The sequence below is a fragment of the Aquabacterium sp. TM01 genome, assembly GCF_057808345.1.
The window spans coordinates 3,476,880-3,502,056 of record NZ_AP046529.1 but is presented as its reverse complement, the minus strand read 5'-3'; the positions used below and the strand labels follow the sequence as shown (position 1 = coordinate 3,502,056).

Here is a 25,177-nt window from a genome sequence, read left to right as displayed (position 1 = left end):
CGCCTGACACACCCTGTGATGCCCGAGGGGCTGGCACTGCCAGGACAGCAGATTCGTCCGGTCTGGATCGAAGGTGAAGGCGGTAGCAAGCTATTCGGCTGGTTTATTGCTCCGCCTGCGAGGCACAGCCTGCTCGCGCCGGGAGCAGTGTTGATCCACGGGTGGGGTGCACATGCTGGATTGATGTTGCCAGCAGCGCCTTGGTTGCACGAAGCCGGGCTGGCCCTCCTTGTGCTTGATGCTCGCGGCCATGGTCTAAGCAGCGCCGTGGACTTTCAATCCTTGCCACGCTTTGCGCAAGACGTAGATACCGGCCTAGCCTGGTTACGTCAGCAGCCGGAAGTTGACGCCTCCCGCCTGGCCTTGATCGGCCATTCGGTGGGCGCGGGCGCGGTCTTGCTGTCGGCCACGCGCCAGCCCGATGTGCGCGCGGTCATCAGTCTGAGCGCCTTCGCTCATCCGGCGGAGGTCATGCAACGTTGGCTGGCGCAGATGCGTATTCCCACACGCTGGCCGGGTCGCTGGATCCTGTCCCATGTGCAGGAGGTGATCGGTGCCCGCTTCGACGACATCGCCCCGCTGCGTAGTGCGGGTGCGGTCTCGTGCCCGACCCTCTTTGTGCATGGTCAGGATGACGAAACCGTCCCCTTCACTGACGCCTTGCGCCTGGCTAAAGCCAGCGGCGCAGGGGCGTCCGCCTGTCTGGCCGTACCGGGCGGACATGACCTGACCGAGAGCCTTGGTCCAGCTCACATAAAGCGCATGACGGATTTTTTGTGCGCTTCACTGAAGCTGACTCCGCGCGAAAGTTGTGGTCCCCACCCATAGCACCAGCCTCACCTGGGATTCAATTCAGACTCCAACGTATGGCCTGTTTTCGACATCTTCATTTCCCCTTTTGATCGACTCCGCACCCCAGGGGCTGTTAACCAAATTTACGCGCTAGAACCCGATATGCTGCTCGTCTTTGTCACCTGTTTGCTCCTCGTGATTGGCACCACAGTGCTGCACTATGAAGTCTTGCGGTCATTGAACGCCAGTCTTCCTGTGTGTTGAATCACGAGCAAAACTGAGCCACTGAAGGGTCTCCGTCACGTCCAATTTTGAGCCACGTTATCCACCTACCCTGCTGCTTTTTGCAGCAGCGGGGGACAGGAGTGATCAACGTGAGCACATTGAGCAAATTGCGCCGCATGGTCCACCGTGACCACCTGAGCGTGCGCGAAGCCAGCCGCAGGCTTGGCATCTCCCGCAACACGGCCACCAAGTGGCTTGAAGCCGATGAGATGGTCGAACCCCGTTATCCCAAGCGGGCGGCCATCCCGAGCGTTCTAGATCCTTACAAGGAACAGCTGTCCACCTGGCTGAAGGCCGACAGCCACCGCAACAAGCGCGAGCGCCGTGGCATCAAGGCCATGTTCCGGGCATTGCGGGCCATGGGCTATCCGGGCAGCCGAGGCCCGGTCTATGAGTTCGCCAAGCGCTGGCAGCAGGCGCAGTCCGATGCGCCCACGCGCATGGCCTTCGTGCCCATGAGTTTCGAGATGGGCGAGGCCTTCCAGTTCGACTGGAGCTGCGAGTACCTGTTCGTGGGCGGCATGCGCAAACGCCTGGAGGCCGCGCACACCAAGCTGGCGGCCAGCCGCGCCTTCATGCTCACCGCCTACTTCAGCCAGGCCCACGAGATGCTGTTTGATGCCCACGCGCGGGCCTTTGCTGCCTTCGGTGGCGTGCCCCGCCGGGGCATCTACGACAACATGAAGACCGCTGTCGACAAGGTTGGCCAGGGCAAGAGCCGCACGGTCAACGCCCGCTTCGAGGCCATGACGGGCCACTACCTGTTCGAGCCTGAGTTCTGCAACCGCGCCGCCGGCTGGGAGAAGGGCATTGTCGAGAAGAACGTGCAGGATCGCCGTCGCGGCATCTGGCTGGAGGCGGCCGAACGCCGCTGGCCTGACCTGGAGAGCCTCAATGCGTGGCTGCACCAGGCCTGCCTGGACGCCTGGCATGAACTGCCGCACCCCGAGTGGCCCGAGCTGACCATTGCCGACGTCTGGCAGCAAGAGCAGACGCACCTGATGCCCAACCCTGCGCCATTCGATGGCTATGTCGAGCAGGTGGCACGGGTAACGGCCACCTCGCTGATCCACTATCAGCGCAACCGCTACAGCGTGCCTTGCGAGTGGGCGCACGCAACGGTGAGCCTGCGCGCCTATCCTGACCGCTTGGTGGTGGTCGGCCCCAGCACCGATGCGCCCGAGCCGCCAGTGAGCCTGCCACGCAGTTTTGAGCGTGGGCAGACCTTGTACGACTGGCGCCATTACATCAGCCTGCTCGAACGCAAGCCCGGGGCCTTGCGCAACGGCGCGCCCTTCAAGACCATGCCCGAGCCCCTGCAACATCTTCAGGCGCACCTGCTGCGCCACCCTGGCGGCGACCGCGTGATGGCCCAGGTGCTCATGGCGATTACCTTGCACGGGCTCGATGACGTGCTCGTTGCCGTCGAGTTGGCGCTGCAATCCGGCCGCGTGAGCGCCGACCATGTGCTCAACGTACTGGCCAGGCTCAAGGAACCCGAAGCTGTGCACAGCTTGCCCGAAGCCGCCTTGACTTCACTGACGTTGCAGGAGCCGCCTCAGGCCGATGTGTCGCGCTATGACCGCCTGCGCCAGATCCAGGAGGGTGACCATGTCCAATGACATCGCCGCTGGCCTCAAGGGCTTGAGCCTGCACGGTATGGCCAGTGCCTGGCCTGAACTGCTGGGTATCGCGCGGCTCAAGTCGCTCGACCATGAAGCCTTGCTGCATCAGCTCATCAAGGCCGAGGGAGCGCACCGGGAAGTGCGCTCCATGGCCTATCAGATGCGCGCTGCCCGATTTCCCCATCACCGCGACCTGGCTGGCTTTGCCTTCGAGCAGGCCCAGGTGGATGAGGCGCTGGTGCGCCAGCTCCACGAGCTCAAGTTCATCGACTCAGCCCACAACGTGGTGTTCGTGGGTGGACCGGGTACCGGCAAGACTCACCTGGCCACCAGCCTTGGCATTCACGCCATCCGTGCACATGGCAAGCGGGTGCGCTTCTTCTCCACAGTGGAGCTGGTCAACATGCTGGAGTCCGAGAAAGCACTGGGCAAGGCCGGGCAACTGGCGCATCGGCTCATGTACGTCGATCTCGTCATCCTCGACGAGATGGGCTATCTACCCTTCAGTCAGGCCGGTGGCGCCTTGCTGTTCCACCTGCTGTCCAAGCTCTATGAGCGCACCAGCGTGGTCGTCACCACCAACCTGTCGTTCTCGGAGTGGGCCAGCGTGTTTGGCGACGCCAAGATGACCACGGCGCTACTGGACCGGCTCACCCATCACTGCCACATCGTCGAGACCGGCAATCAGAGCTGGCGATTCAGGCACTCGACGGCACAACCGGCCGCCAGCAAGTCCAACCGCATCAAAACACCCAAAGGAGCAGACCAGACAGTAGACTTATCCACATCCGAGCAGTCCATTTCTTCGTCAACCTAGTGGCTCAGTTTTGGACGTGACGCCTGGCTCAGTTTTGCTCGTGATTCAACAACAAGGCTGCAGGTAGTGCGCGCGTTCAAAACTCTGCGACTGAACCAAATCAGACTCATGATGAGTGGGCGGCTGTGCCCACCGCAACAGGCCACGGCAGAGCAACGCCAGGCGGCATGAGCCCCCCAGACCATCGGCACCATGTGAGCCATGGTCACCTCATCGAACAGGCCCTCGCTCAAGCTCGTCGGGTCATCCACCAAAAACGTCAAGGTGCTGCAGCTCAAAGTGGAGCTGCAGGGCGTGCGCCAAGATGACAACGGCACTGCTGGACCGGCTCACGCATCACTGCCACATCCTGGAGACGGGCAACGAGTCACATCGGTTCCTGCACAGCTCCAGCACGGCCAAGAGGCGCATCAAGGCACGAGAGCAGTATCGGATGCAGGCTGCAGCAGAGGGCAAGGCCTGAAGCTCAAAGCGAAGGGGGAAGCCGCTGCGCGGCTTCCCCCTTGATGTTCAACCAAGCCGGCCGGAAGACTCAAAACCAAGGCCAGGCTCTACACTTATCCACAGCTGACCGACCCTTTGGTCGGCTACCAGACCTGGCTCAATATTGGATCGGCACGGTGGCTCAGATTTGGATCGGCGCGGACAGCCGGAGTTTCTGACACAGGTGCGTGAGCGGGGCCTGCAGTTGCAAGACGGGCTGCTGCAACTGTCGCGGCAGCACGGCTTGGGCGAGGTGCGAGGCGCCGGCTTGTTGTGGGCGCTGGAACTGGGCAGCGACAACGCCGGCGAGGTGGTGCAGGCTTGCCGCGCACAGGGCTTGCTGGTGAACGCCGCGCGGCCGCACTGCTTGCGCTTCATGCCTCGGCTCAACAGCACGGCGCAGGAGATACAGACCGGCTTGAACATTCTAGACGAGCTTCTCAGCCAGCAACGCCATCAGAGCATAGAGTCGTATTGACATGCTGCGCGTCACAACGACTCCATTTTCATCGGAGTCATTGTGACGCCATCAAAGGTAAGTTATTGATTCACATCAAGAGTCCGTTGGCACGCGAGTTGCGCTGAAGCAGCGTGGTTCATTTGTCTTGGTTATGGCTCTGAGGGCTCTTTGCTGTGGATACGGCTTTCATACTTTTGTCGGCGTTTGTGTTGTCGTTTGTCGCGCTCCTGGTTTTCATCTGGTCGCAAAGCCACGGCTTGTTTGACCGTCGCGCCAGCGGTGCAGAAATCATCTTTGCCTCTGGCGAGATCGGTCAAGTCGAGGAGCCCGCCGCCTCGCTTGAGCAGCAGGGGCAGTTGCAGTCAGCGATGAACGCGGTCAAGGGGCAGACGGCATCGCACGCGGATGCGCAGGCGTTGCGTGATCGGGCGCAGGCCGATGCCTCAACGGCGCCCCTGGTGCTGTTGCTCTTTTGTTGCGCCGTGGTCTGGTTGCTGGTCGCCTCTGCGGCTGGCCTGACCGCCTCGGTCAAACTGCATGAACCCGATTGGCTGACGCAGCAAGCGTGGCTGACATTTGGGCGCATCCGCACCTTGCATCTCAATGCCGTGGCCTATGGGTGGGCGCCCATGGCGGGCTTGGGCATCGCCATGTTCGTGATTCCACGCTTGCTGAATCGGCCCCTCATGGGGGCGCGTTACGCGCTGGTTGGCGCCATGCTGTGGAACGCCGCCCTGATCGCCGGGCTGGGCAGCGTCGCTGTGGGCATCAGTGATGGCATGGAATGGCTGGAGATTCCCTGGCAGATCGACATGCTGTTCGCCGCAGGCGGCGCCTTGATGGCCATGCCTTTGATCTACACCTTGGTGAACCGACGCGTGGCGCATCTGTATGTTTCGGTCTGGTACATGGCCTGTGCGCTGTTCTGGTTGCCGGTCTTGTTCATCGTCGCCAAGATTCCGGGGCTGCACCAGGGTGTGCAACAAGCCGCCGTGAACTGGTGGTTCGGCCACAACGTGCTGGGGCTGTTCTACACCCCTTTGGCACTGGCGTCGGTCTACTACTTCCTGCCCAAGGTGATCGGCCGTCCGATCCAGTCCTACAACCTGTCCTTGTTAGGCTTTTGGGGGCTGGCGTTCTTCTATGGACAGGTCGGTGGGCACCATCTGATTGGCGGCCCGGTTCCACAGTGGATGGTCACCCTGTCGATCGTCCAGAGCATGATGATGATCATTCCCGTGCTCGCCTTCACGGTGAACCAGTACCAGACACTGCAAGGACATCTGGGTGCCTTGCGCCACTCACCCACCTTGCGCTTCATTGGGGTGGGGGGGCTGATGTACACGGCCAGCTCCATCCAAGGCTCGTTTGAGGCCTTGCGCAGCATGAACGCCGTGACGCACTTCACCCATTACACCGTGGGGCATGCGCACCTGGGCTTGTATGGTTTCGTCAGCTTCGTCTTCTTTGGGGCGATGTACTTCGTGCTGCCACGCGTCACCACGCGTGAGTGGCCGTATCCACGGCTGATCTCGGCGCATTTCTGGTTGGCCTTCATTGGCATTGCCATCTACTTCCTCAGTCTGACGGTGGGCGGCTGGCTGCAAGGGTTGGCCATGTTGGATGCCAAGCAGCCGTTCATGGCGTCGGTGGCCATCACCTTGCCTTATCTGCGTGGCCGCAGCGTAGGGGGGGGGCTCATGGTGCTCAGCCATCTGGTGTTCGCATGGCATTTCATCTCCCTGGTGCTTCAACGCGGTCCGCAGCGACAGGGGGCTGCCGTCCTCTCGGTTCAGTGGAACAAAGGAGGGGCACGATGAAAAGCGAGTTCAAGCTGCTGACAGGGGCCATGGTCATGCTCAGCCTGTCGACGAGTGCCTTGGTGGTGGTGCCTTATCTTCAAGTGCGAAACATCGCGCCTGCCGAGGGGCTCAAGCCCTACACCAGCGCCCAGTTGCGCGGCAGGGACGTCTACATTGCCAACGGATGCGTCTATTGCCACACCCAGCAGCCGCGTGCCCAGGGCTTCGGGCCCGATCTGGCCCGCGGCTGGGGCCGCGCCACCGTAGCGGCAGATTACGTCTATGACCGCCCACACCTGCTGGGCACCATGCGCACAGGCCCGGATCTGATGAACATCGGGGTGCGCCAGCCCAGCGAACAGTGGCATCTGGGGCATCTGTATCAGCCTCGCGCATACGTGCCGGGCAGCATCATGCCCAGCTACCCGTTCTTGTTTGAACTCAAGACCAGCGATCAAGTTGCCGCGGGCGATGTTCAGGTGCAACTCCCCCCAGGACAAAGTCCGCCCGGCAAGGTGGTTGTGGCGCGACCCGAGGCGCTGGACCTCGTGCGCTACTTGCAGTCGCTCGATCGCAGCTATCCCGTCTCTCCCACTGTGGCTCAGAAGGGAGCCCAGCCATGAACCAGCTTCCACCGTCCTCACCTCAACAACGCGAGCATGAGGAGCCTCACGAGAACGACGGGGCCTTGCCATGGTACGTGGCTGCTTTGGTGATCGCGCTGCTGCTGTTCGGCATCGTGTACCTGTGGCGCACCACCATCAATGCGCCGCCAGAATGGGGCGACGGCCGCACGGTTGCCGAGCTGCAAGGGCCGTCTGGCGATGCCGCCGGGAGCATCGATGGCGGCGGCATCTTCAGTGCGCGATGCGCAGCGTGCCATCAGGCGAGCGGTGCAGGCCTGCCTGGCGTATTCCCGCCTTTGGCCGGCTCGGAGTGGGTCCGGGGAGACAGTCAAACCCTGGCCGCCGCCGTGCTGCACGGCATCCAGGGGCAGCTGACGGTCAAGGGTAAGGTCTACTCAGGCGTCATGCCCAGTTTTGCGGCACAACTGTCCGATGCCGAGATGTCTGCCGTCCTGACCCATATTCGCAAGAGTTGGGGCAACCAGGCCGCGCCCATCGGCGTCGATGTCGTGGCGCGTGTTCGCAAAGCCACGGCCACTCGCACCGAGGCCTATCACGGTGAGGCGGAGCTGAATCAGCTGAAGCTTGCGCCATGAGCCTCCTTGCAAGCGGGCCCTCCCACGCCGCAGGCGTTGACCAACGTAGACGCCACAGTGGGCTCCTCTGCCTGGTGTTGCTGATGCTGTTCACCTGCGGTGTCTGGCGCCTGACGCGGGGTTTGACCGTCTGGACATTTGAAGACTGGCGGCAGCAACAGATTGCTGAGGGGGCCATGCAGGCTCAAAAGGTGAGCGTGAAGGGGTTCACGCCATCTTGGCCATGGCCACACGTCCGCTCGGATGCGAACGCTCGCATCTATCTGGTGGACTTCATCTACACGCGCTGCCCCACGGTCTGCCGCGCCCTGGGTAGCGAGTTTCAGCAAATGCAAAGCGCCCTGCGAGCATCGACGGACCCCTCATCGAAACGGGTGCGATTGGTGTCGATGTCCTTTGATGTGGCTGGGGACGACGTGCCTGGCCTGAGTACGTACGCGGCGCAGATGCATGCCGATCCACAATGGTGGCAAGTAGGCGTTCCCGCGTCGCAGGACGATGCGACGGCCTTGTTGCGGTCCTTGGGCGTGGTGGTGATACCCGACGGCCAGGATGGCTTCGTGCACAACGGTGCCATCCATGTGCTGAACGCTCATGGGCGTCTGCTTGGCCTGTATGAGCCGGGGCAGTGGCGCGATGCCTTGAATGCCGCTTACCGCTTCGCGAGCGGTGCCAAGGGGGGCGCGTTGTGACGGGCGGGAACCGGTGGGCACAAGGCGTGCGGGGTGTGGGAGGCAGCCTGATGCTCGTCGCACCGCTGGCGCTGTGCTGGCCCACGGTTCGGCATCTGGTGGAAAGCCGGATGTCCCTGCACATGCTGCTGGAGTTCCCCATGTTGCTCGCTTCAGGGTGGCTTGCCTGGCGCTCCATGCGGGTGACGCCATGGGGTGCAGGTCCCGTGCGCGTCCTGACATGGCTGGATCCCCATGGGTGGCTCGGTGCCACCGCCACCAGTTGCGTTGCCATTTTCTGGATGCTGCCCCTGGCCCTTGATGCCACCCTCATGTCTCCGTGGATGGCGGCGACCAAGTACCTCAGTTGGTGGTGGGTGGGCGGGTGGCTCTGTCACAGTTGGCAGCGGATGGCACCTGAGGTGCTGTGGTTCTTCATCGGTAACCTGGCCTGGATGAGCGCGACCGCAGGCATGCTGTATTGGGATACGCCCGCACGCTTGTGCGTGAACTACCTGATCGATGACCAGCGTCACACGGGCATCGGCTTGGTGCTGATGTCCCTGGCGCTGGGCGTGCTTGCGTGGCGGCAAACCCGTCGCTGCGGGAGCGCCCACGGCGCGCACGGCTCAACTTGAGTGCCGCGCGCGCTGCGCCCGCTTGTCGTAAAGACCGTGGCGTTTGGCCAGACGTGTCAGGTTGGCCCGGTCCATCTGCAGGGCCCTCGCTGCACTGGCCCAGTTGTGCGCATGCTGAACCAACGTGGCCTGCACCAGATCTCGCTCGAATGCCTCCACCGCCTGCCTCAGCCCCAACTGCGGGGCGGGGGTGGATGAGACGGCGCCCGGCATCGCTGCATGAGACGGTAGGCTGGACACGCTCGTCGACGGGGTCCCGCCTTCCTGCAGTCCCATGTCCTCGGCGGTCAAGGTCAGAATGCGCGGTCGTGTCGGATGGCGACCCAGGGCACGCAACACGCTTCGCCCGATCAGGTGTTCCAGCTCACGCACATTGCCGGGCCAGTCGTAGGCAAGCAAGGCGGCCTGCGCATCGGGGTCAAGTCGCAACCCGCCAAGGTGCAGGCGCACGCGGTTCTCCTCCAAAAAGAAACCGCTGAGCAAGAGGATGTCCCGTCCACGCTCTCTCAAGGCGGGCACTGCCAAGGGGTAGACGCTGAGCCGATGGTAGATGTCCGCTCGCAAACGACCTGCGCGCACCTCGGCAGCCAGGTCACGGTTCGTCGCCACAATCAGGCGCACGTCAGCCCGATGCTCACGGTCTGACCCCAAACGTTGTAGCTGTCCACTTTGCAGCACACGCAGCAACTTGGCCTGAGCGGCCAACGGCAGTTCGCCGATCTCGTCGAGGAACAGGGTGCCCCCATCGGCCAGTTCGAACTTGCCCTGACGCTCACTGACGGCCCCGGTGAATGCGCCGCGCACGTGCCCAAATAGCTCGCTCTCCACCAGCGTGTCAGGCAAGGCAGCACAGTTCAAGCTGATCAAGGGGCGATCCGCTCGGCCAGATCGGGCATGCAAGGCTTGGGCGACCAACTCCTTGCCCACACCCGTCTCGCCCGTGATCAACACCGTCAGCTCACTGGGCCCGACCAGGGCAATCTCCTTGAGCAACTGCTTGAAGGCGGCACTCTGTCCGATCAGTTCGCGCTCGGGTTGCCCGGCTGCACGTTTGTAGGACTCCGCACGGGTGCGCTCGGTCTGCAACAGCGTCGCCAATCGGTTGATGCGCATCACCGCCCCCACTGTGGCCGACGCGAGGTTGGCAAACGACTGCAACAGCGCGAGATGCGCGTCGCTGAATCGCCCGCGCTCCAGAGACGCGAGGGTCAACAGACCCCAAATCCGTCCCTCCACCTGCAGCACGCATCCCATGCCGTCATGAACCTCGTGGTGTGCCTGATCTCCCTCGATCAGGCCGTCATAAGGATCGGGCAATGCGCTGTCAGCGTCAAAGCGTTTGGCTTGCCCGCTGGCCAGCAGCCATTGAAAACGCGGGTGATCCGCGACCTTGAAGCGACGCCCCAGGGTGTCGCTGCTCAACCCCTCAGTGGCCAGGGGCAACAGCACCTCGCCATCCAGCTTGAGCAAAGCCACGGCATCGCAGGAAAACAGCGCGCGTGCCGCTTGCAACAAGCGTCGATATCGCTCTCGCTCGGGGATCTCCTGCGGCAAGTCCCCCACCAATGCCACCAAGGTACTCAACCACAGCGCTGTTGTCATTTTGACGGGTGTTCGAGTCATATTGAATCGAATTCAAGATAGGTCAGTTCGACATTGTGTGCTGCAAGTGTTTGATATGACAAACGAAGGGTTATGGCATGTGCATTGCAATGCATCACTGCGGACAACCGCATGGCTTGTGCCCCGCTCATTCAGATCTCACCCGCATGCATCACGTATCCAGAACAGACCAGATCCGAATTTTCTTGCTCCTGCGTTTGCAGCACTGGCTGCCCGCTCCCTCTGTGCCCGCAGGCCGGCAAGCGCTTGTCTTGGGCATGATCAGCGCCGCTGTCGGCTTGTCATGCACAGAGTGGGTCAGCCGTCATTGGCTGGGGGCCAGTTCGCCTTGGTTCATGCCCCCGATGGGGGCTTCGGCGGTGCTGCTGTTCATGCTGCCCGTGAGCCCGATGGCGCAGCCCTGGGCGGTGATCGGTGGCAACGTGCTGTCCGCGCTGATCGGCGTGTTCATCCACCAGTGCTTTGGTGACGTGGGATGGTGCGCCGCCCTGGCCGCAGCCATGGCGATCACGGCGATGTGTGCGCTGAGGTGCCTGCATCCTCCCGGTGGTGCGTTCGCGTTGATGGCCGCGCAGGGTGGCGTCCCGACGCATGAGCTGGGGTACGAGTTCGCGCTGACGCAGGTCGGGCTGAACTCCATGGTTCTGGTGCTGATGGCGCTGTTGCTGAACAACCTCGCCGGTAGGCGGTATCCCCATCGCCCCTCACCATCGCCGACATCACCCCACCACACCAGCGATCCCCTGCCAAGTCAACGCGTGGGGGTTCAGGCGCAAGACCTGGACGCCGCGCTGGCATCGTTCGGCGAGCTGCTGGACATTGAGCGCGACGATCTGGAGGACATTGTGCTCCGTGCGAACCTGCAAGCACAGCGTCGCCAATGGGCGACCGTGCGCTGCGATGACATCATGTCCCGTGACGTCGTCACGGTCAGCGCCACCTGCAGTGTGGAAGAAGTCTGGACCCGCCTTTCGCGGCACAAAGTCAAAGCACTGCCAGTCGTCAATGAGTTCCAGCAACTGGTCGGCATCGTGTCCCTGCATGACTTCTTTCTCAGCCCTACAGATCGGGCCTTGAGAAAGATCGTGCCAGGAAGGCTCGTGAGCGAGATCATGACGACCTCGGTCGTGGCCGTCTTTCCTGATCAACCGATCGCGGATCTGGTCTCCGCCTTCTCGGACGGTGGACTGCACCACATGCCCGTGGTTGACGCGGAGCGGAAGGTGGTGGGCATGGTGACGCAATCGGATCTGGTTGCGGCCTTGTTTCACCTCCCCGCGGTCGCGACATCGTGAACCAGGCCTGTCAGTCCTGTCGCGTGGGTTCGAGCTTGCTCACATCGAATCCCTTTTGGGCGAGTCTGGCCAGCAGGGCGTTGTAGGCGGTCGGGTCCACCTGCGGGGTTCTCGCGAGGATCCACAGGTACTCCTGACTCGGCTCGCTCACCGCCACCAGTTGATACGCCTCATCCAGGTCGATCACCCAGTAGTTGCCCCACACGAAAGGCAGAAACGAGAGCCACGCGGGCGCGAAGCGCACCTTCAGTTTGGGGGACGTGGCCGAGCCCACCTGCCTGGCCGTGGCCATGGCCTCGCTCATGACCCCGCTCTCGAGTCGGCAGCGGTTGATGACCTGCACTGTGCCATCCGCTTGTTGACGGTATTCGGCGGTCGTGCCCCCGCCGGTGCATTTTTTCTGAAACCACGTGGGGTACTTGGCAATCTCGAACCAGGTGCCCATGTAGCGTGGCACATCCAGGGATGCAATTGTGCTCAGCTCGCCATGGCGGGGCTGTTCAGGGGCCGCGGGTGTGGCCTCGGCGGCCACGGCGGCCAGGGCACCAAGGCCGAGCAAGGCGCCCATCAACGGCGCTTTCAAAGCAGACAATGCGATCATGGGTGCTCCGGCTGGGCAGCGTCTTGGCGCTGTTGAATCACGAGCAAAACTGAGCCACTAAAGGGCATCCGTCACGCCCAATTTTGAGCCACGTTATCCACCTACCCTGCTGTTTTTTGCAGCAGTGGGGTGCAGGAGTGATCAACGTGAGCACATTGAGCAAATTGCGCCGCATGGTCCACCGCGACCACCTGAGCGTGCGCGAAGCCAGCCGCAGGCTGGGCATCTCTCGCAACACAGCCACCAAGTGGCTTCAAGCCGATGAGATGGTCGAGCCCCGATACCCCAAGCGGGCGACCATCCCCAGCGTTGTGGATCCGTACAAAGAACAGCTGGCTAACTGGCTGAAGGCCGACAGCCACCGCAACAAGCGCGAGCGCCGTGGCATCAAGGCCATGTTCCGGGCACTGCAGGCCATGGGCTACCCTGGCAGCCGAGGCCCGGTCTATGAGTTCGCCAAGCGCTGGCAGCAGGCGCAGTCCGATGCGCCCACGCGCATGGCTTTCGTGCCCATGAGTTTCGAGATGGGCGAGGCCTTCCAGTTCGACTGGAGCTGCGAGTACCTGTTCGTGGGCGGCCTGCGCAAACGCCTGGAGGCTTCGCACACCAAGCTGGCGGCCAGTCGGGCCTTCATGCTCACCGCCTACTTCAGCCAGGCCCACGAGATGTTGTTCGACGCCCATGCCCGGGCCTTTGCGGCTTTTGGTGGCGTGCCGCGCCGGGGCATCTACGACAACATGAAGACCGCCGTCGACAAGGTTGGTCAGGGCAAGAGCCGCACCGTCAATGCGCGCTTCGAGGCCATGACGGGTCACTACCTGTTCGAGCCAGAGTTCTGCAACCGGGCCGCAGGCTGGGAGAAGGTATCGTCGAGAAGAACGTGCAGGATCGCCGTCGTGGCATCTGGATGGAGGCAGCGGAACGCCGCTGGCCCGACCTGGAGAGCCTCAATGCGTGGCTGCACCAGGCTTGCCTGGACGCCTGGCATGAGCTGCCTCACCCCGAGTGGCCAGAGTTGACCATCGCCGACGTCTGGCAGCAAGAGCAAACGCACCTGATGCCCAACCCAGCCGCCTTCGACGGCTATGTCGAGCAGATGGCTCGTGTGACGGCCACCTCGCTGATCCACTACCAGCGCAATCGCTACAGCGTGCCGTGCGAGTGGGCCCACACCAGTGTCAGTGTGCGGGCCTATCCTGACCACTTGGTAGTGGTCGGGCCCAGCGCCGATGAACCGGAGCTGCCTGTCATCCTGCCGCGCTGCTTCGAGCGCGGGCAGACCTTGTACGACTGGCGGCACTACGTCAGCTTGCTCGAACGCAAGCCCGGCGCTTTGCGCAACGGCGCCCCCTTCAAGACCATGCCCGAGCCCTTGCAGCATCTGCAAGCGCACCTGCTTCGCCACCCTGGCGGCGACCGGGTGATGGCCCAGGTGCTCATGGCCATCACACCCTGCACGGGCTCGATGACGTGCTGGTGGCCGTGGAGTTGGCGCTGCAATCCGGCCGCGTGAGCGCCGACCATGTGCTCAACGTGCTGGCCCGGCTCAAGGAGCCCGAAGCTGTGCACAGCCTGCCCGAAACCGCCTTGCCTTCACTGACGTTGCAGGAGCCGCCTCAGGCCGACGTGTCGCGCTATGACCGCCTGCGCCAGATCCAGGAGGGTGACCATGTCCAATGACATCACTGCAGCCCTCAAGGGTTTGAGTCTGCACGGCATGGCCAGTGCCTGGCCGGAACTGCTGGGCATCGCCCGGCTCAAATCGCTCGACCACGAAGCCCTGGTGCATCAGCTCATCAAGGCCGAGGGCGCACATCGTGAAGTGCGCTCCATGGCCTATCAGATGCGGGCAGCCCGATTTCCTCACCACCGAGACCTGGCGGGCTTCGCCTTCGATCAGGCCCAAGTGGACGAAGCGCTGGTGCGTCAGCTGCACGAGCTCAAGTTCATCGACTCAGCCCACAACGTGGTGTTCGTGGGTGGACCGGGTACCGGCAAGACTCACCTGGCCACCAGCCTTGGCATTCACGCCATCCGTGCACATGGCAAGCGGGTGCGCTTCTTCTCCACAGTGGAGCTGGTCAACATGCTGGAGTCCGAGAAAGCACTGGGCAAGGCCGGGCAACTGGCGCATCGGCTCATGTACGTCGATCTCGTCATCCTCGACGAGATGGGCTATCTACCCTTCAGTCAGGCCGGTGGCGCCTTGCTGTTCCACCTGCTGTCCAAGCTGTACGAGCGCACCAGCGTGGTCGTCACCACCAACCTGTCGTTCTCGGAGTGGGCCAGCGTGTTTGGCGACGCCAAGATGACCACGGCGCTACTGGACCGGCTCACCCATCACTGCCACATCGTCGAGACCGGCAATCAGAGCTGGCGATTCAGGCACTCGACGGCACAACCGGCCGCCAGCAAGTCCAACCGCATCAAAACACCCAAAGGAGCAGACCAGACAGTAGACTTATCCACATCCGAGCAGTCCATTTCTTCGTCAACCTAGTGGCTCAGTTTTGGACGTGACGCCTGGCTCAGTTTTGCTCGTGATTCAACAGCTAGGCAACATCGACAGGCAAATTGGCCCTCCATCGCCACGAACCCCTTGCTGACGGGCACATGCGGCTGACCCCTGTTCCTAATTCTGCTTTTTAAACGAAAGTAGACTGTGGTGGTTCGAAGGTGATTGTCCGCAACCGCTGCAGAGGGGGCCTTCGGCTTGTGCTGCTGTGACTGATTCAGGCTGGTCGCGAACCTTCGCACTGCACTCATTGGCCGGCAGCAACCGCCCCATGGCTGAAGTTGACCCGCAACCCACAGAAGCGTCGAAGGCTGGTGGAGCCCTTCATAATCAAAACCTGCCCCCCGCTTGTTTGAGATGCCCACCTTTCATCATGGATAAATTCTTGCTGCAGCAGCAGGTGCTGGAGAGGCTCGCCGAAGATCTGCTGCAAGCCGAACAGGCAGCGCGGGCGGCCCATGAAACGGCGACTCACGAAGAAAACATCGCCGAAAACAAATACGACACATTGGGACTCGAAGCCGCCTACCTGGCCACCGGCCAAGCTCGTCGCGCTGAAGCCATCCGCCAGGCGATGGCCCATTGGCGCCAATTCCGCCCGCGCCCCTACGACGCCAGCAAAGGCATACAGCTCGGCGCGCTGGTCTGTCTGGTCGATTCCGACGACAAGCAGCAACAGATCTTTCTCGGCCCGGATGGGGGCAGCATGAAGTTGGTCAGCGGCACTCAGCTCGTTCAGGTCATCAGCAGCGCATCCCCTTTGGGCAGGGCCATGCTGGGTAAATGCGAGGGTGATGAGGTGTCGATACAGGTCGCTCCAAGCCGACAGCAGTTTGAGGTGCTGCGGGTTCATTAAGCCGCAAGCAAGTCACAACTCCTGGCGAGCTATGCAGAGTTCGTCCCCGCACTGGGAGAGAAGGGTGAAAGCGAAGGCGAAGGCAGCCGCGTTCCGCGAGAACGCCGTCCACTACCGACCCAACACCCCGTCGACGCCCGCATCCATCCATACACCACAAGCCAAGCCTTCCAGGGTATACGGCCCGATGGCCGCGCGGATCAAGCGCAAGGTCGGAAAGCCCACGGCGGCCGTCATGCGACGCACCTGGCGGTTGCGGCCTTCTCTGATCACCAGTTCGATCCACGAGGTGGGAATGGTTTTGCGCATGCGAACGGGCGGGTCTCGGTCCCACAGATGGGGCGGTGCCTCCATCCGTCTGACCCGCGCCGGACGGGTCATGCCATCCTTGAGCATGACGCCTTGGCGTAACGTGGCCAAGGCGATCTCGTCCGGGACGCCTTCGACCTGAACCCAGTAGGTCTTGTCCATTTTGAAGCGCGGATCGGCGATGCGAGCCTGCAGCTTGCCGTCGTTCGTGAGCAGCAACAGGCCCTCGCTGTCGGCATCCAGCCGTCCTGCCACGTACACATCGGGCAGATTGATGAAGTCCTTCAGGCCACGCCAGGCCCCTTCAGCCGTGAACTGGCTGACGACACCATAAGGTTTGTTGAAACGGATCAGGCGTGATGCAAGGGCAGGGTTCTGGATCATGGCGCGGACAGCATAGCAAGGAAGAGGCACGCCTTGCGGGGCCGCTTCACTGCTGCATCCGCAGGCGCCGCAGGGCTTCTTCGTCCCGCGCATCGTCAATCTCGCGGATCACCCCGCCCAGATCCACCGGCCCGCTGGCTTGGGTGAACTGGCCCGTCAGCGGGGTCTCAGGGGTCAAGGCCCCTTGCTCATACAGCGCCCAGATCTCGGGCCCGTAATGGGTGGACAGCAGATCCGGGGCGAAGCCGCCGAAGAAGTCGCGCAGGTTGCCCACGTCGCGCAGCAACATGCGTTTGGCGTGGTTGTTGCCGGCCGCATCCACCGCCTGCGGCAGGTCGATGATGACCGGGCCGTCCTGTGCCAGCAAGATGTTGAACTCGGAGAGGTCGCCGTGCACCACACCGGCACACAGCATGCGCACCACTTCGGTCAGCAGGGTCGCATGGTGGTCGCACGCTTCCTGCGCCGTGAAGCACACATCATTGAGCCGGGGGGCGGCATCGCCCTCGGCGTCGGCCACCAGCTCCATCAGCAGCACGCCATCCAGGAAGTTGTAGGGCTGCGGCACGCGCACCCCCGCCGCGGCCAGGCGATAGAGCGCGTCGACCTCGGCGCTCTGCCATGCGGCTTCCTGCGCCTGCCGTCCAAAACGGGTGCCTTTGGCCATGGCGCGGGCCTGGCGGGTGTTCTTGGTCTTGCGGTTCTCGGTGTAGTCGACCGCCTGCCGGAAGCTGCGGTTCGTCGCCTCTTTGTAGATCTTGGCGCACAGCGTTTCGTCCCCACGCCGGACCACGTACACCATGGCCTCCTTGCCGCTCATCAGCTGACGCACGACGGTGTCGATCAAGCCTTCTTCAACAAGGGACTGCAGTCTGGGAGGTGTTTTCATCCGGGAAGCAAGTGGCGCCGATTCAGTGGTGGATGCGGCCCATGCTAACCCATCGCAGGCATGGTCATCCGTGGCCGCGTGGATGCCCGTGTGACCCATCTTGAGCGCCAACTGTGCTGGGTGTGACGCAGGAATGAATCGGATCAGACCGCGTCCGAAGGCCGCATGATGCGGTCTTCATTGTTTGTCGACTCACCACGGCCATGCTCATCAACTCGGATTTTTCACGTCGGGCCATCGTCACGGCTGCAGACCACCGTTGGGTGGCGTCTCCGCAGCCGGGTGTCGAGCGCGTGATGCTCGACCGCATCGGCAGCGAGCGGGCTCGCGCAACGAGCCTGGTGCGCTACCAACCGCACTCCGTTTTTCCTGCGCACGGACATCCCGGGGGGGAGGAGATCCTTGTGCTGTCCGGCACGTTCTCCGATGACAGCGGCGATTACGGGCCGGGCTGGTACCTGCGCAACCCACCGGGCTCTTCGCACCAGCCGTCGAGCCTTGACGGGGCACTCATCTTCGTGAAGCTCTGGCAGATGCCGGAGGACGAGTCGACCACGGTGCGGATTGACACCCACGATCCGGCCTTGTGGCATCGAGAAGGCGCGCAGGAGGTGTGCCCGCTGTATCAGAGCGAGCGCGAGCAGGTGAGCCTCCAGCGGCTCCGGTCTGGCGCGCTGGTGACCGTGGACACGCAGGGTGGCGCCGAACTGCTGGTGCTGGACGGTCAGCTGACCGAGGGGCACGAGCAGTTCGGGCGCGGCAGTTGGATGCGTTTTCCGCCGGGCGCCAGTGGCGCGCTCGCGGCCGGTGCGGATGGCGTGACGATGTACCTCAAGACGGGTCATCTGACGGGGCTCATCACATGAGCCCGTCCAGTGCTCGCGTCGCCATCATCGGCAGGGAGTGGTCGCTGCAGTTCCCGGGCTACCGTGCCGGCGCGGTCGACGCTGCGACCCGGGGTGTGCAGGCCTGCCTGGCGGTAGCCCGCTCAGCAGCGTCCTGATCGCCGGCTGCGCGGTTGCAGCTTGTCCAGCTCGGCGATCTGCTGCTTGAGCAGGATCATCAGGGTGCGCGCATCGTCCACTTCCAGCGACAGGCAACTGATGACGCTGCTCTCGTCACGCGCCGCGCGAGGCTGCACCAACACCTCCACGCCCAGTTCGATCAGGCCTTTGTGGTGCCGGGCTGATTTCAGGCGCTGAATTTCGATGTCGTACGTTTTCATGGGTGTGTGGATGCAAAAAAGCCAAGGCCCGATTGTCGGGGCAAGATCTACTGACGTGAGGCCCGTTCACCCACTCGCCTGCTGATCAATCCATTGCGTGGCCACGGCAAAACCGTGATCCTCCGCATCCTGCATCAAGGCGAAGTGCTGGCCTTGGGTCGGCATCATGATCTCTTCTTCGGTTTCCGAGCCGCGCACAAAGGCATTCACCACAAACTGCCGACTCGGCGCATCCCAGGCGGTCACCACGCGGATGCGAAACCCGCTGTGGGCGCCAATGGCTTCTTCCTGATCAACGCCGCGAATGACTTGATGGTCCATGGCCAGGCTCCTGTGCAGATACCACCCATCGTAACCATCTCGCGCTTTCAGGGGAAGCCACGGGGCGGGATGTGCTCAGTCCAAGGCAGAATGACATCCTTGAGGGGCCTTGAGGCCGCCTTGCTCGCTTTCCTCGCCCCGTACCGACCTCTCCTTTCCCCCCGTCATGCAACAGAGAAGAAAGACCATCCTGCTGGCCTTGGTGGCGACGGTCGTGGCCTTGAACCTGTTCCTCGTGGGGCTGTTCACGGTGGCCTTGAGCGAAGCCAAGGTGCGCAAGGAGGCCGAGGTACGCACCACGGTCGAAAACCTGGCCTTGCTGCTGGACCAAAACGTGTCCTCGTCGATCAGGGGGATCGATCAGTCCTTGCGCGAGGTGCAGTTGCATCTGGAGCGGAGCTTGCGCAACCAGACGCCGCTGGGCGATGCCGACACGGTGGCGCTGGTGAAGTTGCACGAAAACTGGCTCGCGCAGATCGCCGAGTTGCGGGTGTCGGATGCCCAGGGCCATGTGCTGCTCGGACATGGGGTGACGCCTGACACCCGCGTGAGCTATGGCGACCGCGATTTCTTCCTCGCGCACCAGGCCCACAACGACGGGCGTACGATGGCGAGCAAGCTGCTGTATGGGCGCATCGCGGGCACCTGGGTCACGGTGTTCTCGCGTCGCTATAGCCATCCCGACGGCCGGTTTGCCGGGGTCGTGACAGCGGCCGTGCCGGTCAGGCATTTCGACCGCTTGCTGGCGGGCCTGAATCTGGGGGCGCATGGCATTGCGCTCATGCGTGACATGGACACGGTCCTGATCGCGCGGGCGCCGCGGCTGGATGCGCCGGCCGGGCGGGTGGGCGGCAAAGGGGGGTCGCAGGAGCTGACCGACATCATCGCTGGCGGCCAACAGCAGGCCACGTTCTACAGCGCGCGCACCGCCGACGGGGTCAACCGCACCAATGCTTTCCGCAAGTTGACCCTGATGCCGGCTTTCGTGGTGGTGGGCCTGGGCGAGGCCGACTATCTGGCGCAGTGGCGCGATGACGTGCGCAAGGCTGCCATCCTCTCAGGCCTGTTCCTGCTGGTGACCGTGTGCACCGCCTGGCTGCTGTGGCGCCTGATCCGCGCGAACGAGCGGGCCCACCGCCGCAGCCAGATCCTGTTGCAGAACGCCAGCGATGGCATCCACATCCTTGACCTGCAGGGGCGGGTGATCGAGGCCAGCGATGCCTTCTGTCGGATGCTGGGGGTGCCTCGCAGCGAGGCCATCGGCATGAGCGTGACAGAGTGGGACGTTGCGCTGTCCGAGGCGGAGATCCGGGCGCTGATCGCGCGGGTGCGTGCCTCGCATAAGGTGACCACGTTCGAGACCACGCACCGTCGTAGCGATGGCAGCGAGCGTGCGGTCGAGATCACGGCGTTTTCGCTGGATCTGCATGGTCAGCCGGTGATTTTCGGGTCAGCCCGCGACATCACGGAGCGCAAACAGGCCGATGAGAACCTGCGCATCGCGGCCACGGCCTTCGACTCCCAGGTGGCCATGCTGATCACCGACGCGCAGCAGCGCATCGTGCGCGTCAACGCGGCGTTCACCGAGGTCACCGGCTATGCGGCCGACGAGGTCATCGGACAGACGCCTCACCTGCTCAGCTCAGGCCGCCACGATGCGGCGTTTTACGCGCTGATGTGGTCCGATCTGCAATCGCGAGGCTCCTGGCAGGGCGAGATCTGGAACCGGCGCAAGAGCGGCGAGATCTACCCGCAGGCGATTTCCATCGGCGCCGTCAAGGACGAGCACGGTCGCGTCACGCACTATGTGTCCACCTTCATCGACATCACGTCGAACAAGTCGTCCGAAGAGCAGGTGCGCAAGCTCGCCTTCTTTGACCCCCTGACCCAGTTGCCCAACCGGCGCCTGTTGCTGGAGCGTCTGGAGCACGCCTTGCGTTCTTGCGCCCGCCACAAGAGCAAGGGCGCGCTGCTGGTGGTCGACCTGGACAACTTCAAGTCGGTCAACGACACGGTGGGGCACCACGAGGGCGACCTGCTGCTGGAGCAGGTCTCGCGCATCTTGCAAAGCTGCGTGAGAGAGGAAGACACCGTGGCCCGGCTGGGCAGCGATGAGTTCGTGGTGATGCTGGAGGCGTTGAGCGAGGACGACATGGAGGCCGCCCGCCATGCAGAGATTGTGGGCACCAAGATCCTGCAGGCCTTGCACCGGACCTTCCAGCTGGGCAGCTCCGAGCACCGGGGCTCGGCCAGCATCGGGATCACGCTGTTTGGCGAGAACCCCGCCGAGAGCGTGGACGAGCCTTTGAAGCGCGCCGATCTGGCCATGGCGCAGGCCAAGCTGGCGGGGCGCAACCACCTGTGCTTCTTCGATCCGAAGATGCAGGCCGACATCCACGCGCGCGCCGAGCTGGACGCCGGGCTGTGGTCGGCGCTGGAGAAGGGGCAGTTTTTCCTGCAGTACCAGCCGCAGGTCTCGGCCGAGCGGCAGATCATTGGGGTGGAGGCGCTGGTGCGCTGGCGTCATCCCGAGCGGGGCATGGTGTCGCCGGCCGACTTCATTCCGGTGGCCGAAGAGAACGGCCTGATCGTGCCGCTGGGGCGTTGGGTGATCGAGACCGCCTGCGCGCAGCTGGCGCAGTGGGCCGCCGACCCCGACAAGGCGGGCTTGAGCATCGCCGTCAACGTGAGTGCGCGGCAGTTCCGCCAGGAGCGCTTCGTGGCCGATGTGTGCGACATCCTCGATCGCACGGGCGCCGATCCGGCCCGCCTGGAGCTGGAGCTGACCGAAAGCTCTCTGGTGACCGATGTGGAGAGCGTGATCCGCAAGATGGACGCGCTCAAGGCCCGCGGCGTGTGTTTTTCGCTCGATGACTTCGGCACCGGCTACTCCTCGTTGGCCTACCTCAAGCGCCTGCCGCTGGACCAGCTCAAGATCGACCAGGGCTTTGTGCGCGACATCCTGGACGACCCGAACGACGCGGCGATCGCGCGCACCGTCATCGTGCTGGCCGAGAGCCTGGGCTTGAGGGTGATCGCCGAGGGCGTGGAAACCGAGGCCCAGTCGGCTTTTCTGGGCGCGCAAGGTTGCCACGCCTATCAGGGCTATCTGTTCAGTCGGCCCCTGAATGTGGCCGATCTGGAGGCCTTCCTGGCTGCATGGCGACCCTGATGCTGGATGCCGGTCGCCGGTCGAGCGCTGGTCAAGGCAAGGGTCTCACGCGTCCCGCCGGCTCAGTTCGGGGGCACCCAGGGCAGCAGCGCTTTGGCGGCTTCGATGCGCAGGGACATGTCGATGGTCTCGTTGTTCATCACGTCGAGCAGGAAACGGCGCGGATCGGTCTGCGAGCCGGTTGGTGAGTGCCCGGTCGCGACTGGCGTGGCCGGAGCGCTGTGCGCTGGCGGTGCGGCGGTCGGCCTTGTCTGCAGGGCTGCCGCCGTGACGCCGAGCTGTGCCTGGGCCGCCTCCCACTCGGTGGGCGAGATGCTGAGCAGGCGGGCCAGCAGCTCGGCCTGGCCTTCAAGGTTGGGGGGCAGGTCGAGCCAGGGCGTGTCGTTGAAGACGGGCGCGAGGTCGGGGGCCACGAAGGCCGACCACTGCTCCGGGCGGTCGGGCTCAGCGGGGATCGGGCGCGCGTGCTGCACCCCCCGCGGGGCGCGGGCGTCGAGCATGGGCCACAGGTCCACGCGGGCGGGGGCGATGTCGCCCAGGTAACGGGCCTGCAAGGCGGTCAGGACAGCGCGGGCCTGCGCCACTGGCACGGCCTGCGTCAGCGAAAACCACAGCTGATAGCCGTCCGTCCCGGACACCGCAATGGCCGGCGCGGGCCAGCCCAGGTCCAGCTGCACGCCCTGCCAGACGCGCGACAGGGCGCTCCAGTCGGCTGGGCGGGCCAGTTGCAGCACCAGCGCGCGCACGCGGCCTTGGGCATCGACCAGGTCGATACCGTCGATCGGGTGGGCCTGTGGCGCCGCATCCGGACTGTCAGGGCAGGCAGTGCCCGTGGGCGCATACAGGCGTCGCCACTCGGATTGCAGTCGGTTCATGGCGAGGTCAGCGCAGGCATCACAGGATGCGGGCGACGTCGTCAAACGGCAGGCGTGGGCCGCGCGGGTAGACCCCATCGGGCGCGCCATAGCCCAGGTTGACGAGAAAGTTGACCTGCCACTGGCCTTCCGGGAAGAGGGCCGCGTTCACCTGGGCCGCATCAAAACCGCTCATGGGGCCACAGTCCAGTCCCAGGGCACGGGCGGCCAGGATCAGGTAGGCGCCTTGCAGGGTGCTGTTGCGGAACGCCGTCGTCTCGGCCAGGGCCGGGTTGCCGTCGAACATCGGCTTGGCGTCGTAGGCGGCGAACTGTGTGGGCAGCTGGTCCTGGAAGCGCTTGTCCGAAGCGATGACCACGGTCACCGGGGCCACGCGGGTCTTGTCGACGTTGCCGGGGCTCAGGGCCGGCAGCAGCTGGGCCTTGGCCGCGTCGCTGCGCAGGAACAGGTAGCGGGCCGGCTGGCAGTTCATCGAGGTCGGGCCCCACTTGAGCAGGTCGTAGAGCTGATGCAGGGTCTCATCGCTCACGGACTGGTCGGTGAACGCATTGAACGTGCGGGCCTGCGTGAAAAGCTGGTTGAGGGCGGCAGTGTCGAGGGGCTGGTTCACAGAAGGGCGCTCCGAAAGGAAGTGGCAATGCGGTTGCCATCCTATGCGATGTGCGCGACGTGCGGAGACGGTGGGGGTGTTGGCGGTCTGGGGGGGCACACCAGGGGCTTCATGTCGCCTGGATGTGCATGACGCTGTGCACGGGGGGCAGGGGCGGGGGCAACTGGCCTGCCTCCAGTGCCTCCAGCACCTGGGTCGGGTCGACGGACCAGTGCAGTTGGGTGCTGTCGCCATGCAGGCTGGCGCGGATGAGAGCGTGCTCGAAGGCCAACACCTCGCACAGGTGCGGCAGGTGGGGCCAGTGCCCAATGTGCCCCCAGACAAAGGCGGCGAACTGCTCGGCCTCCAGCGCCGCAAAGGGCTGGGGCGGGCTGTGGCGCGCGTAGGCCTGCAGCAGGGCCTCGGTGTCGTCTTCGCCCAGGCCCAGCAGCAAGGTGGTGAGGGTGAAGCGCAGGGCCCGCGTCAGGTTGGCCCGCCGGAAGTCCTGGATCAGCCGCGCCAGCAGCGCGCAGCCGGGGTCGCGCGTCAAGGCGTCGTCGGGCGGGGCCTCACCGTGCAAGGCGGCGGCCAGCTGGCACTCCCACGCGCGCACGGCGGCACGGTCCTCCGGGCGGCTGTGGCCGGTGGGTGGTGGGGCCGGGCGACCTCGGGCCACGTGCACCATGCGGGGTGCGCGCAAGGCCCACATCGTCTGCAGCAGGCTCAACTCCTGAGCTACCTCGTCCAGTCCCAAGGTGGGCACGTGCTCGGGCAGGATCTCGAACATCAGCGCGCCCAGCGCGGGCAGGTGCGGAATCCAGCGTGCTGCCAGCTCGACCACCGGTTCGGGCACCCGCCCGTTGTGGGCGTCCAGCCAGTAGGCACCTTGGCGCATGCCACCGGCCAGGTGCACCTCCCACACGCGCTCCAGCGGCAGGCGCGCCATCACCTCGTCCACCGACTGGCGCCCGTTGCAGGCGTTGCACCAGAGGTTGTGCAGGTCCAGCACGATGCCGCAGTCGCTGGTCTCGGCCACGGCCGCGAAAAAATCGCCATCGCTCATCTCGCCGGCCTGGGGGCGCAGGTAGTTGACGCCAGTCTCGAACGCCATCGGGCGGTCCATGGCGCTGCGCAGCCGCTGCAGGTTGTCGGCCGCCACTCGGGTGGTGGAGGGCGTCTGGCTGGGCGGCAGCAGAAAGCCCGCATGCTCGACCTGGTCGAGGGGCTCGGGTCCGCCCTGGGGGCGCTCGAAGCGGTTCAGGCTCAGGTGTTCACTGACCCAGGCCGGCGCCAGTTGCGTGACGGCGTCCTGCAGCAAGTTCAGGTGCTCCAGCGGGTCGGTCACGGTGCCGCCCACCGGATGGCCCACGCCGTGGATCAATTTGGCCTGGGGCAGGGCGGCCAGCTCATCAAGCAGGGCCGCGTTGGGCCGGTAGCGCCAGCCGTGGTGTGCGTCGTGGCTCATTTCCCAGAAGGCCTGGGGCTCGATCTCGACCACGCTGGCCAGCGATCCGGGCTCCCTCAGCAAGGGGTCCAGGATCGGCCAGTACACCACCCCCACGCCCAGCGCTTGCATGGCAGTGCCCTCAGTGCCCCCGCAGGGTACTCAGCACGGTGGCGGTAAGCGAACGGAGCGATGAGGCCATGAGGGTTCTCCGGGTTGTTGACCCGCTCAGCCTAGAGGGTCGCCTTCAAAGGTGTCCATCCCTAGTTTGATTTGCGTTACAA

Annotated in this window: 24 protein-coding genes and 2 pseudogenes; 17 read left to right on the top strand and 9 right to left on the bottom strand. The window is 64.1% G+C overall.

Annotated features, from left to right (window positions below):
• The first annotated feature begins 18 nt into the window (after positions 1 to 18).
• From AC3WW4_RS16200 to AC3WW4_RS16155, 10 genes and pseudogenes are all read left to right on the top strand, one after another.
• Positions 19 to 828 (top strand): alpha/beta hydrolase family protein, encoded by an 810-nt coding sequence (locus tag AC3WW4_RS16200; RefSeq protein WP_488829469.1) that lies wholly within the window; start codon positions 19 to 21, stop codon positions 826 to 828.
• Between the two features lie 338 nt (positions 829 to 1,166).
• Complete coding sequence (istA, locus tag AC3WW4_RS16195) at positions 1,167 to 2,699, top strand: IS21-like element ISPa65 family transposase (RefSeq protein WP_086558084.1); 1,533 nt, start codon at positions 1,167 to 1,169, stop codon at positions 2,697 to 2,699.
• Positions 2,689 to 3,519: an IS21-like element helper ATPase IstB gene (istB, locus tag AC3WW4_RS16190; protein WP_488827110.1), complete on the top strand. Its 831-nt coding sequence runs from the start codon at positions 2,689 to 2,691 to the stop codon at positions 3,517 to 3,519. The genes istA (AC3WW4_RS16195) and istB (AC3WW4_RS16190) overlap by 11 nt, the downstream gene beginning before the upstream one ends.
• 298 nt (positions 3,520 to 3,817) lie before the next feature.
• Positions 3,818 to 3,982: pseudogene (locus tag AC3WW4_RS16185) on the top strand (ATP-binding protein); the annotation flags it as partial.
• A gap of 168 nt (positions 3,983 to 4,150) precedes the next feature.
• Positions 4,151 to 4,480, top strand: a complete 330-nt coding sequence (locus tag AC3WW4_RS16180; RefSeq protein WP_488829468.1) for an aminotransferase class III-fold pyridoxal phosphate-dependent enzyme — start codon at positions 4,151 to 4,153, stop codon at positions 4,478 to 4,480.
• A 155-nt stretch (positions 4,481 to 4,635) separates the two neighbouring features.
• Positions 4,636 to 6,282 carry a cbb3-type cytochrome c oxidase subunit I gene (locus AC3WW4_RS16175; RefSeq protein WP_488829467.1) on the top strand — a complete coding sequence of 549 codons (1,647 nt, stop codon included), beginning with the start codon at positions 4,636 to 4,638 and terminating at the stop codon, positions 6,280 to 6,282.
• Positions 6,279 to 6,887, top strand: coding sequence for a cbb3-type cytochrome c oxidase subunit II (locus AC3WW4_RS16170; protein WP_488829466.1), 609 nt, complete (start codon positions 6,279 to 6,281; stop codon positions 6,885 to 6,887). The genes AC3WW4_RS16175 and AC3WW4_RS16170 overlap by 4 nt, the downstream gene beginning before the upstream one ends.
• Complete coding sequence (locus AC3WW4_RS16165; RefSeq protein ID WP_488829465.1) at positions 6,884 to 7,486, top strand: c-type cytochrome; 603 nt, start codon at positions 6,884 to 6,886, stop codon at positions 7,484 to 7,486. The genes AC3WW4_RS16170 and AC3WW4_RS16165 overlap by 4 nt, the downstream gene beginning before the upstream one ends.
• A gap of 83 nt (positions 7,487 to 7,569) precedes the next feature.
• The gene (locus AC3WW4_RS16160; protein WP_488829464.1) at positions 7,570 to 8,178 is read left to right on the top strand and encodes an SCO family protein; all 609 of its coding nucleotides are present in this window, start codon (positions 7,570 to 7,572) and stop codon (positions 8,176 to 8,178) included.
• Positions 8,179 to 8,228: 50 nt separating this feature from the next.
• Positions 8,229 to 8,795: a hypothetical protein gene (locus AC3WW4_RS16155; protein ID WP_488829463.1), complete on the top strand. Its 567-nt coding sequence runs from the start codon at positions 8,229 to 8,231 to the stop codon at positions 8,793 to 8,795.
• Here AC3WW4_RS16155 and norR read toward each other — a convergent pair.
• Positions 8,787 to 10,397 carry a nitric oxide reductase transcriptional regulator NorR gene (gene norR / locus AC3WW4_RS16150; RefSeq protein WP_488829462.1) on the bottom strand — a complete coding sequence of 537 codons (1,611 nt, stop codon included), beginning with the start codon at positions 10,395 to 10,397 and terminating at the stop codon, positions 8,787 to 8,789. The two genes, AC3WW4_RS16155 and norR, sit on opposite strands and share 9 nt — an antisense overlap.
• 167 nt (positions 10,398 to 10,564) lie before the next feature.
• Here norR and AC3WW4_RS16145 point away from each other — a divergent pair, with 167 nt between their 5' ends.
• The gene (locus AC3WW4_RS16145) at positions 10,565 to 11,713 is read left to right on the top strand and encodes an HPP family protein (RefSeq protein ID WP_488829461.1); all 1,149 of its coding nucleotides are present in this window, start codon (positions 10,565 to 10,567) and stop codon (positions 11,711 to 11,713) included.
• A gap of 10 nt (positions 11,714 to 11,723) precedes the next feature.
• On the opposite strand, the gene AC3WW4_RS16140 is transcribed toward AC3WW4_RS16145, so the two are convergent.
• A complete protein-coding gene (locus tag AC3WW4_RS16140; protein ID WP_488829460.1) occupies positions 11,724 to 12,314 on the bottom strand; it encodes a lipocalin family protein in 591 nt (196 codons plus the stop codon).
• A gap of 146 nt (positions 12,315 to 12,460) precedes the next feature.
• Here AC3WW4_RS16140 and istA (AC3WW4_RS16135) point away from each other — a divergent pair.
• The 3 genes and pseudogenes from istA (AC3WW4_RS16135) (at position 12,461) to AC3WW4_RS16125 (ending at position 15,685) form a co-directional block, all read left to right on the top strand.
• Positions 12,461 to 13,994, top strand: a pseudogene (gene istA, locus AC3WW4_RS16135) (IS21 family transposase).
• A complete protein-coding gene (gene istB / locus AC3WW4_RS16130) occupies positions 13,984 to 14,814 on the top strand; it encodes an IS21-like element helper ATPase IstB (protein WP_488829459.1) in 831 nt (276 codons plus the stop codon). Before istA (AC3WW4_RS16135) ends, istB (AC3WW4_RS16130) begins: the two are co-directional and overlap by 11 nt.
• 388 nt (positions 14,815 to 15,202) lie before the next feature.
• Positions 15,203 to 15,685, top strand: a complete 483-nt coding sequence (locus AC3WW4_RS16125) for a GreA/GreB family elongation factor (protein WP_488829785.1) — start codon at positions 15,203 to 15,205, stop codon at positions 15,683 to 15,685.
• A gap of 111 nt (positions 15,686 to 15,796) precedes the next feature.
• On the opposite strand, the gene AC3WW4_RS16120 is transcribed toward AC3WW4_RS16125, so the two are convergent.
• Together AC3WW4_RS16120 and AC3WW4_RS16115 are read right to left on the bottom strand one after the other, a co-directional pair.
• The gene (locus tag AC3WW4_RS16120; RefSeq protein ID WP_488829458.1) at positions 15,797 to 16,378 is read right to left on the bottom strand and encodes a pseudouridine synthase; all 582 of its coding nucleotides are present in this window, start codon (positions 16,376 to 16,378) and stop codon (positions 15,797 to 15,799) included.
• Between the two features lie 46 nt (positions 16,379 to 16,424).
• Positions 16,425 to 17,267: a PA4780 family RIO1-like protein kinase gene (locus AC3WW4_RS16115; RefSeq protein ID WP_488829457.1), complete on the bottom strand. Its 843-nt coding sequence runs from the start codon at positions 17,265 to 17,267 to the stop codon at positions 16,425 to 16,427.
• Positions 17,268 to 17,470: 203 nt separating this feature from the next.
• Between AC3WW4_RS16115 and AC3WW4_RS16110 the strand changes: the two genes are divergently transcribed.
• Together AC3WW4_RS16110 and AC3WW4_RS16105 are read left to right on the top strand one after the other, a co-directional pair.
• Positions 17,471 to 18,133, top strand: a complete 663-nt coding sequence (locus AC3WW4_RS16110; RefSeq protein ID WP_488829456.1) for a cupin domain-containing protein — start codon at positions 17,471 to 17,473, stop codon at positions 18,131 to 18,133.
• Entirely contained in the window at positions 18,130 to 18,270 is a 141-nt protein-coding gene (locus tag AC3WW4_RS16105; protein ID WP_488829455.1) for a hypothetical protein, read from the top strand. Before AC3WW4_RS16110 ends, AC3WW4_RS16105 begins: the two co-directional genes overlap by 4 nt.
• Here the strand turns inward: AC3WW4_RS16105 and AC3WW4_RS16100 are convergent.
• Complete coding sequence (locus AC3WW4_RS16100; protein WP_290732485.1) at positions 18,256 to 18,492, bottom strand: hypothetical protein; 237 nt, start codon at positions 18,490 to 18,492, stop codon at positions 18,256 to 18,258. The genes AC3WW4_RS16105 and AC3WW4_RS16100 overlap by 15 nt on opposite strands.
• 66 nt (positions 18,493 to 18,558) lie before the next feature.
• Positions 18,559 to 18,813, bottom strand: coding sequence for a hypothetical protein (locus AC3WW4_RS16095; protein WP_488829454.1), 255 nt, complete (start codon positions 18,811 to 18,813; stop codon positions 18,559 to 18,561).
• Between the two features lie 166 nt (positions 18,814 to 18,979).
• On the opposite strand from AC3WW4_RS16095, the gene AC3WW4_RS16090 reads away from it, so the two are divergent.
• Complete coding sequence (locus AC3WW4_RS16090; protein WP_488829453.1) at positions 18,980 to 21,985, top strand: bifunctional diguanylate cyclase/phosphodiesterase; 3,006 nt, start codon at positions 18,980 to 18,982, stop codon at positions 21,983 to 21,985.
• A gap of 62 nt (positions 21,986 to 22,047) precedes the next feature.
• On the opposite strand, the gene AC3WW4_RS16085 is transcribed toward AC3WW4_RS16090, so the two are convergent.
• From AC3WW4_RS16085 to AC3WW4_RS16075, 3 genes are all read right to left on the bottom strand, one after another.
• A complete protein-coding gene (locus tag AC3WW4_RS16085; protein WP_488829452.1) occupies positions 22,048 to 22,860 on the bottom strand; it encodes a hypothetical protein in 813 nt (270 codons plus the stop codon).
• A gap of 19 nt (positions 22,861 to 22,879) precedes the next feature.
• Complete coding sequence (locus AC3WW4_RS16080) at positions 22,880 to 23,470, bottom strand: malonic semialdehyde reductase (RefSeq protein WP_488829451.1); 591 nt, start codon at positions 23,468 to 23,470, stop codon at positions 22,880 to 22,882.
• A gap of 109 nt (positions 23,471 to 23,579) precedes the next feature.
• Entirely contained in the window at positions 23,580 to 25,025 is a 1,446-nt protein-coding gene (locus AC3WW4_RS16075) for an MbnB/TglH/ChrH family RiPP precursor modification enzyme (RefSeq protein WP_488829450.1), read from the bottom strand.
• Positions 25,026 to 25,177 lie beyond the last annotated feature (152 nt).

Excerpts from the sequence above, each read along its gene's own strand:
- AC3WW4_RS16125 (WP_488829785.1), top strand. The coding sequence starts at position 15,203 with ATGGATAAATTCTTGCTGCAGCAGCAGGTGCTGGAGAGGCTCGCCGAA.
- AC3WW4_RS16170 (WP_488829466.1), top strand. The coding sequence starts at position 6,279 with ATGAAAAGCGAGTTCAAGCTGCTGACAGGGGCCATGGTCATGCTCAGC.
- AC3WW4_RS16155 (WP_488829463.1), top strand. The coding sequence starts at position 8,229 with ATGCTCGTCGCACCGCTGGCGCTGTGCTGGCCCACGGTTCGGCATCTG.
- AC3WW4_RS16145 (WP_488829461.1), top strand. The coding sequence starts at position 10,565 with ATGCATCACGTATCCAGAACAGACCAGATCCGAATTTTCTTGCTCCTG.
- AC3WW4_RS16120 (WP_488829458.1), bottom strand. The coding sequence starts at position 16,378 with ATGATCCAGAACCCTGCCCTTGCATCACGCCTGATCCGTTTCAACAAA.
- AC3WW4_RS16075 (WP_488829450.1), bottom strand. The coding sequence starts at position 25,025 with ATGCAAGCGCTGGGCGTGGGGGTGGTGTACTGGCCGATCCTGGACCCC.
- AC3WW4_RS16140 (WP_488829460.1), bottom strand. The coding sequence starts at position 12,314 with ATGATCGCATTGTCTGCTTTGAAAGCGCCGTTGATGGGCGCCTTGCTC.
- AC3WW4_RS16115 (WP_488829457.1), bottom strand. The coding sequence starts at position 17,267 with ATGAAAACACCTCCCAGACTGCAGTCCCTTGTTGAAGAAGGCTTGATC.
- AC3WW4_RS16090 (WP_488829453.1), top strand. The coding sequence starts at position 18,980 with ATGCAACAGAGAAGAAAGACCATCCTGCTGGCCTTGGTGGCGACGGTC.
- istB (WP_488827110.1), top strand. The coding sequence starts at position 2,689 with ATGTCCAATGACATCGCCGCTGGCCTCAAGGGCTTGAGCCTGCACGGT.
- AC3WW4_RS16095 (WP_488829454.1), bottom strand. The coding sequence starts at position 18,813 with ATGGACCATCAAGTCATTCGCGGCGTTGATCAGGAAGAAGCCATTGGC.
- AC3WW4_RS16165 (WP_488829465.1), top strand. The coding sequence starts at position 6,884 with ATGAACCAGCTTCCACCGTCCTCACCTCAACAACGCGAGCATGAGGAG.
- AC3WW4_RS16160 (WP_488829464.1), top strand. The coding sequence starts at position 7,570 with ATGCTGTTCACCTGCGGTGTCTGGCGCCTGACGCGGGGTTTGACCGTC.
- AC3WW4_RS16105 (WP_488829455.1), top strand. The coding sequence starts at position 18,130 with ATGAGCCCGTCCAGTGCTCGCGTCGCCATCATCGGCAGGGAGTGGTCG.
- AC3WW4_RS16110 (WP_488829456.1), top strand. The coding sequence starts at position 17,471 with ATGCTCATCAACTCGGATTTTTCACGTCGGGCCATCGTCACGGCTGCA.
- AC3WW4_RS16200 (WP_488829469.1), top strand. The coding sequence starts at position 19 with ATGCCCGAGGGGCTGGCACTGCCAGGACAGCAGATTCGTCCGGTCTGG.
- AC3WW4_RS16100 (WP_290732485.1), bottom strand. The coding sequence starts at position 18,492 with ATGAAAACGTACGACATCGAAATTCAGCGCCTGAAATCAGCCCGGCAC.
- norR (WP_488829462.1), bottom strand. The coding sequence starts at position 10,397 with ATGACAACAGCGCTGTGGTTGAGTACCTTGGTGGCATTGGTGGGGGAC.
- AC3WW4_RS16085 (WP_488829452.1), bottom strand. The coding sequence starts at position 22,860 with ATGAACCGACTGCAATCCGAGTGGCGACGCCTGTATGCGCCCACGGGC.
- istB (WP_488829459.1), top strand. The coding sequence starts at position 13,984 with ATGTCCAATGACATCACTGCAGCCCTCAAGGGTTTGAGTCTGCACGGC.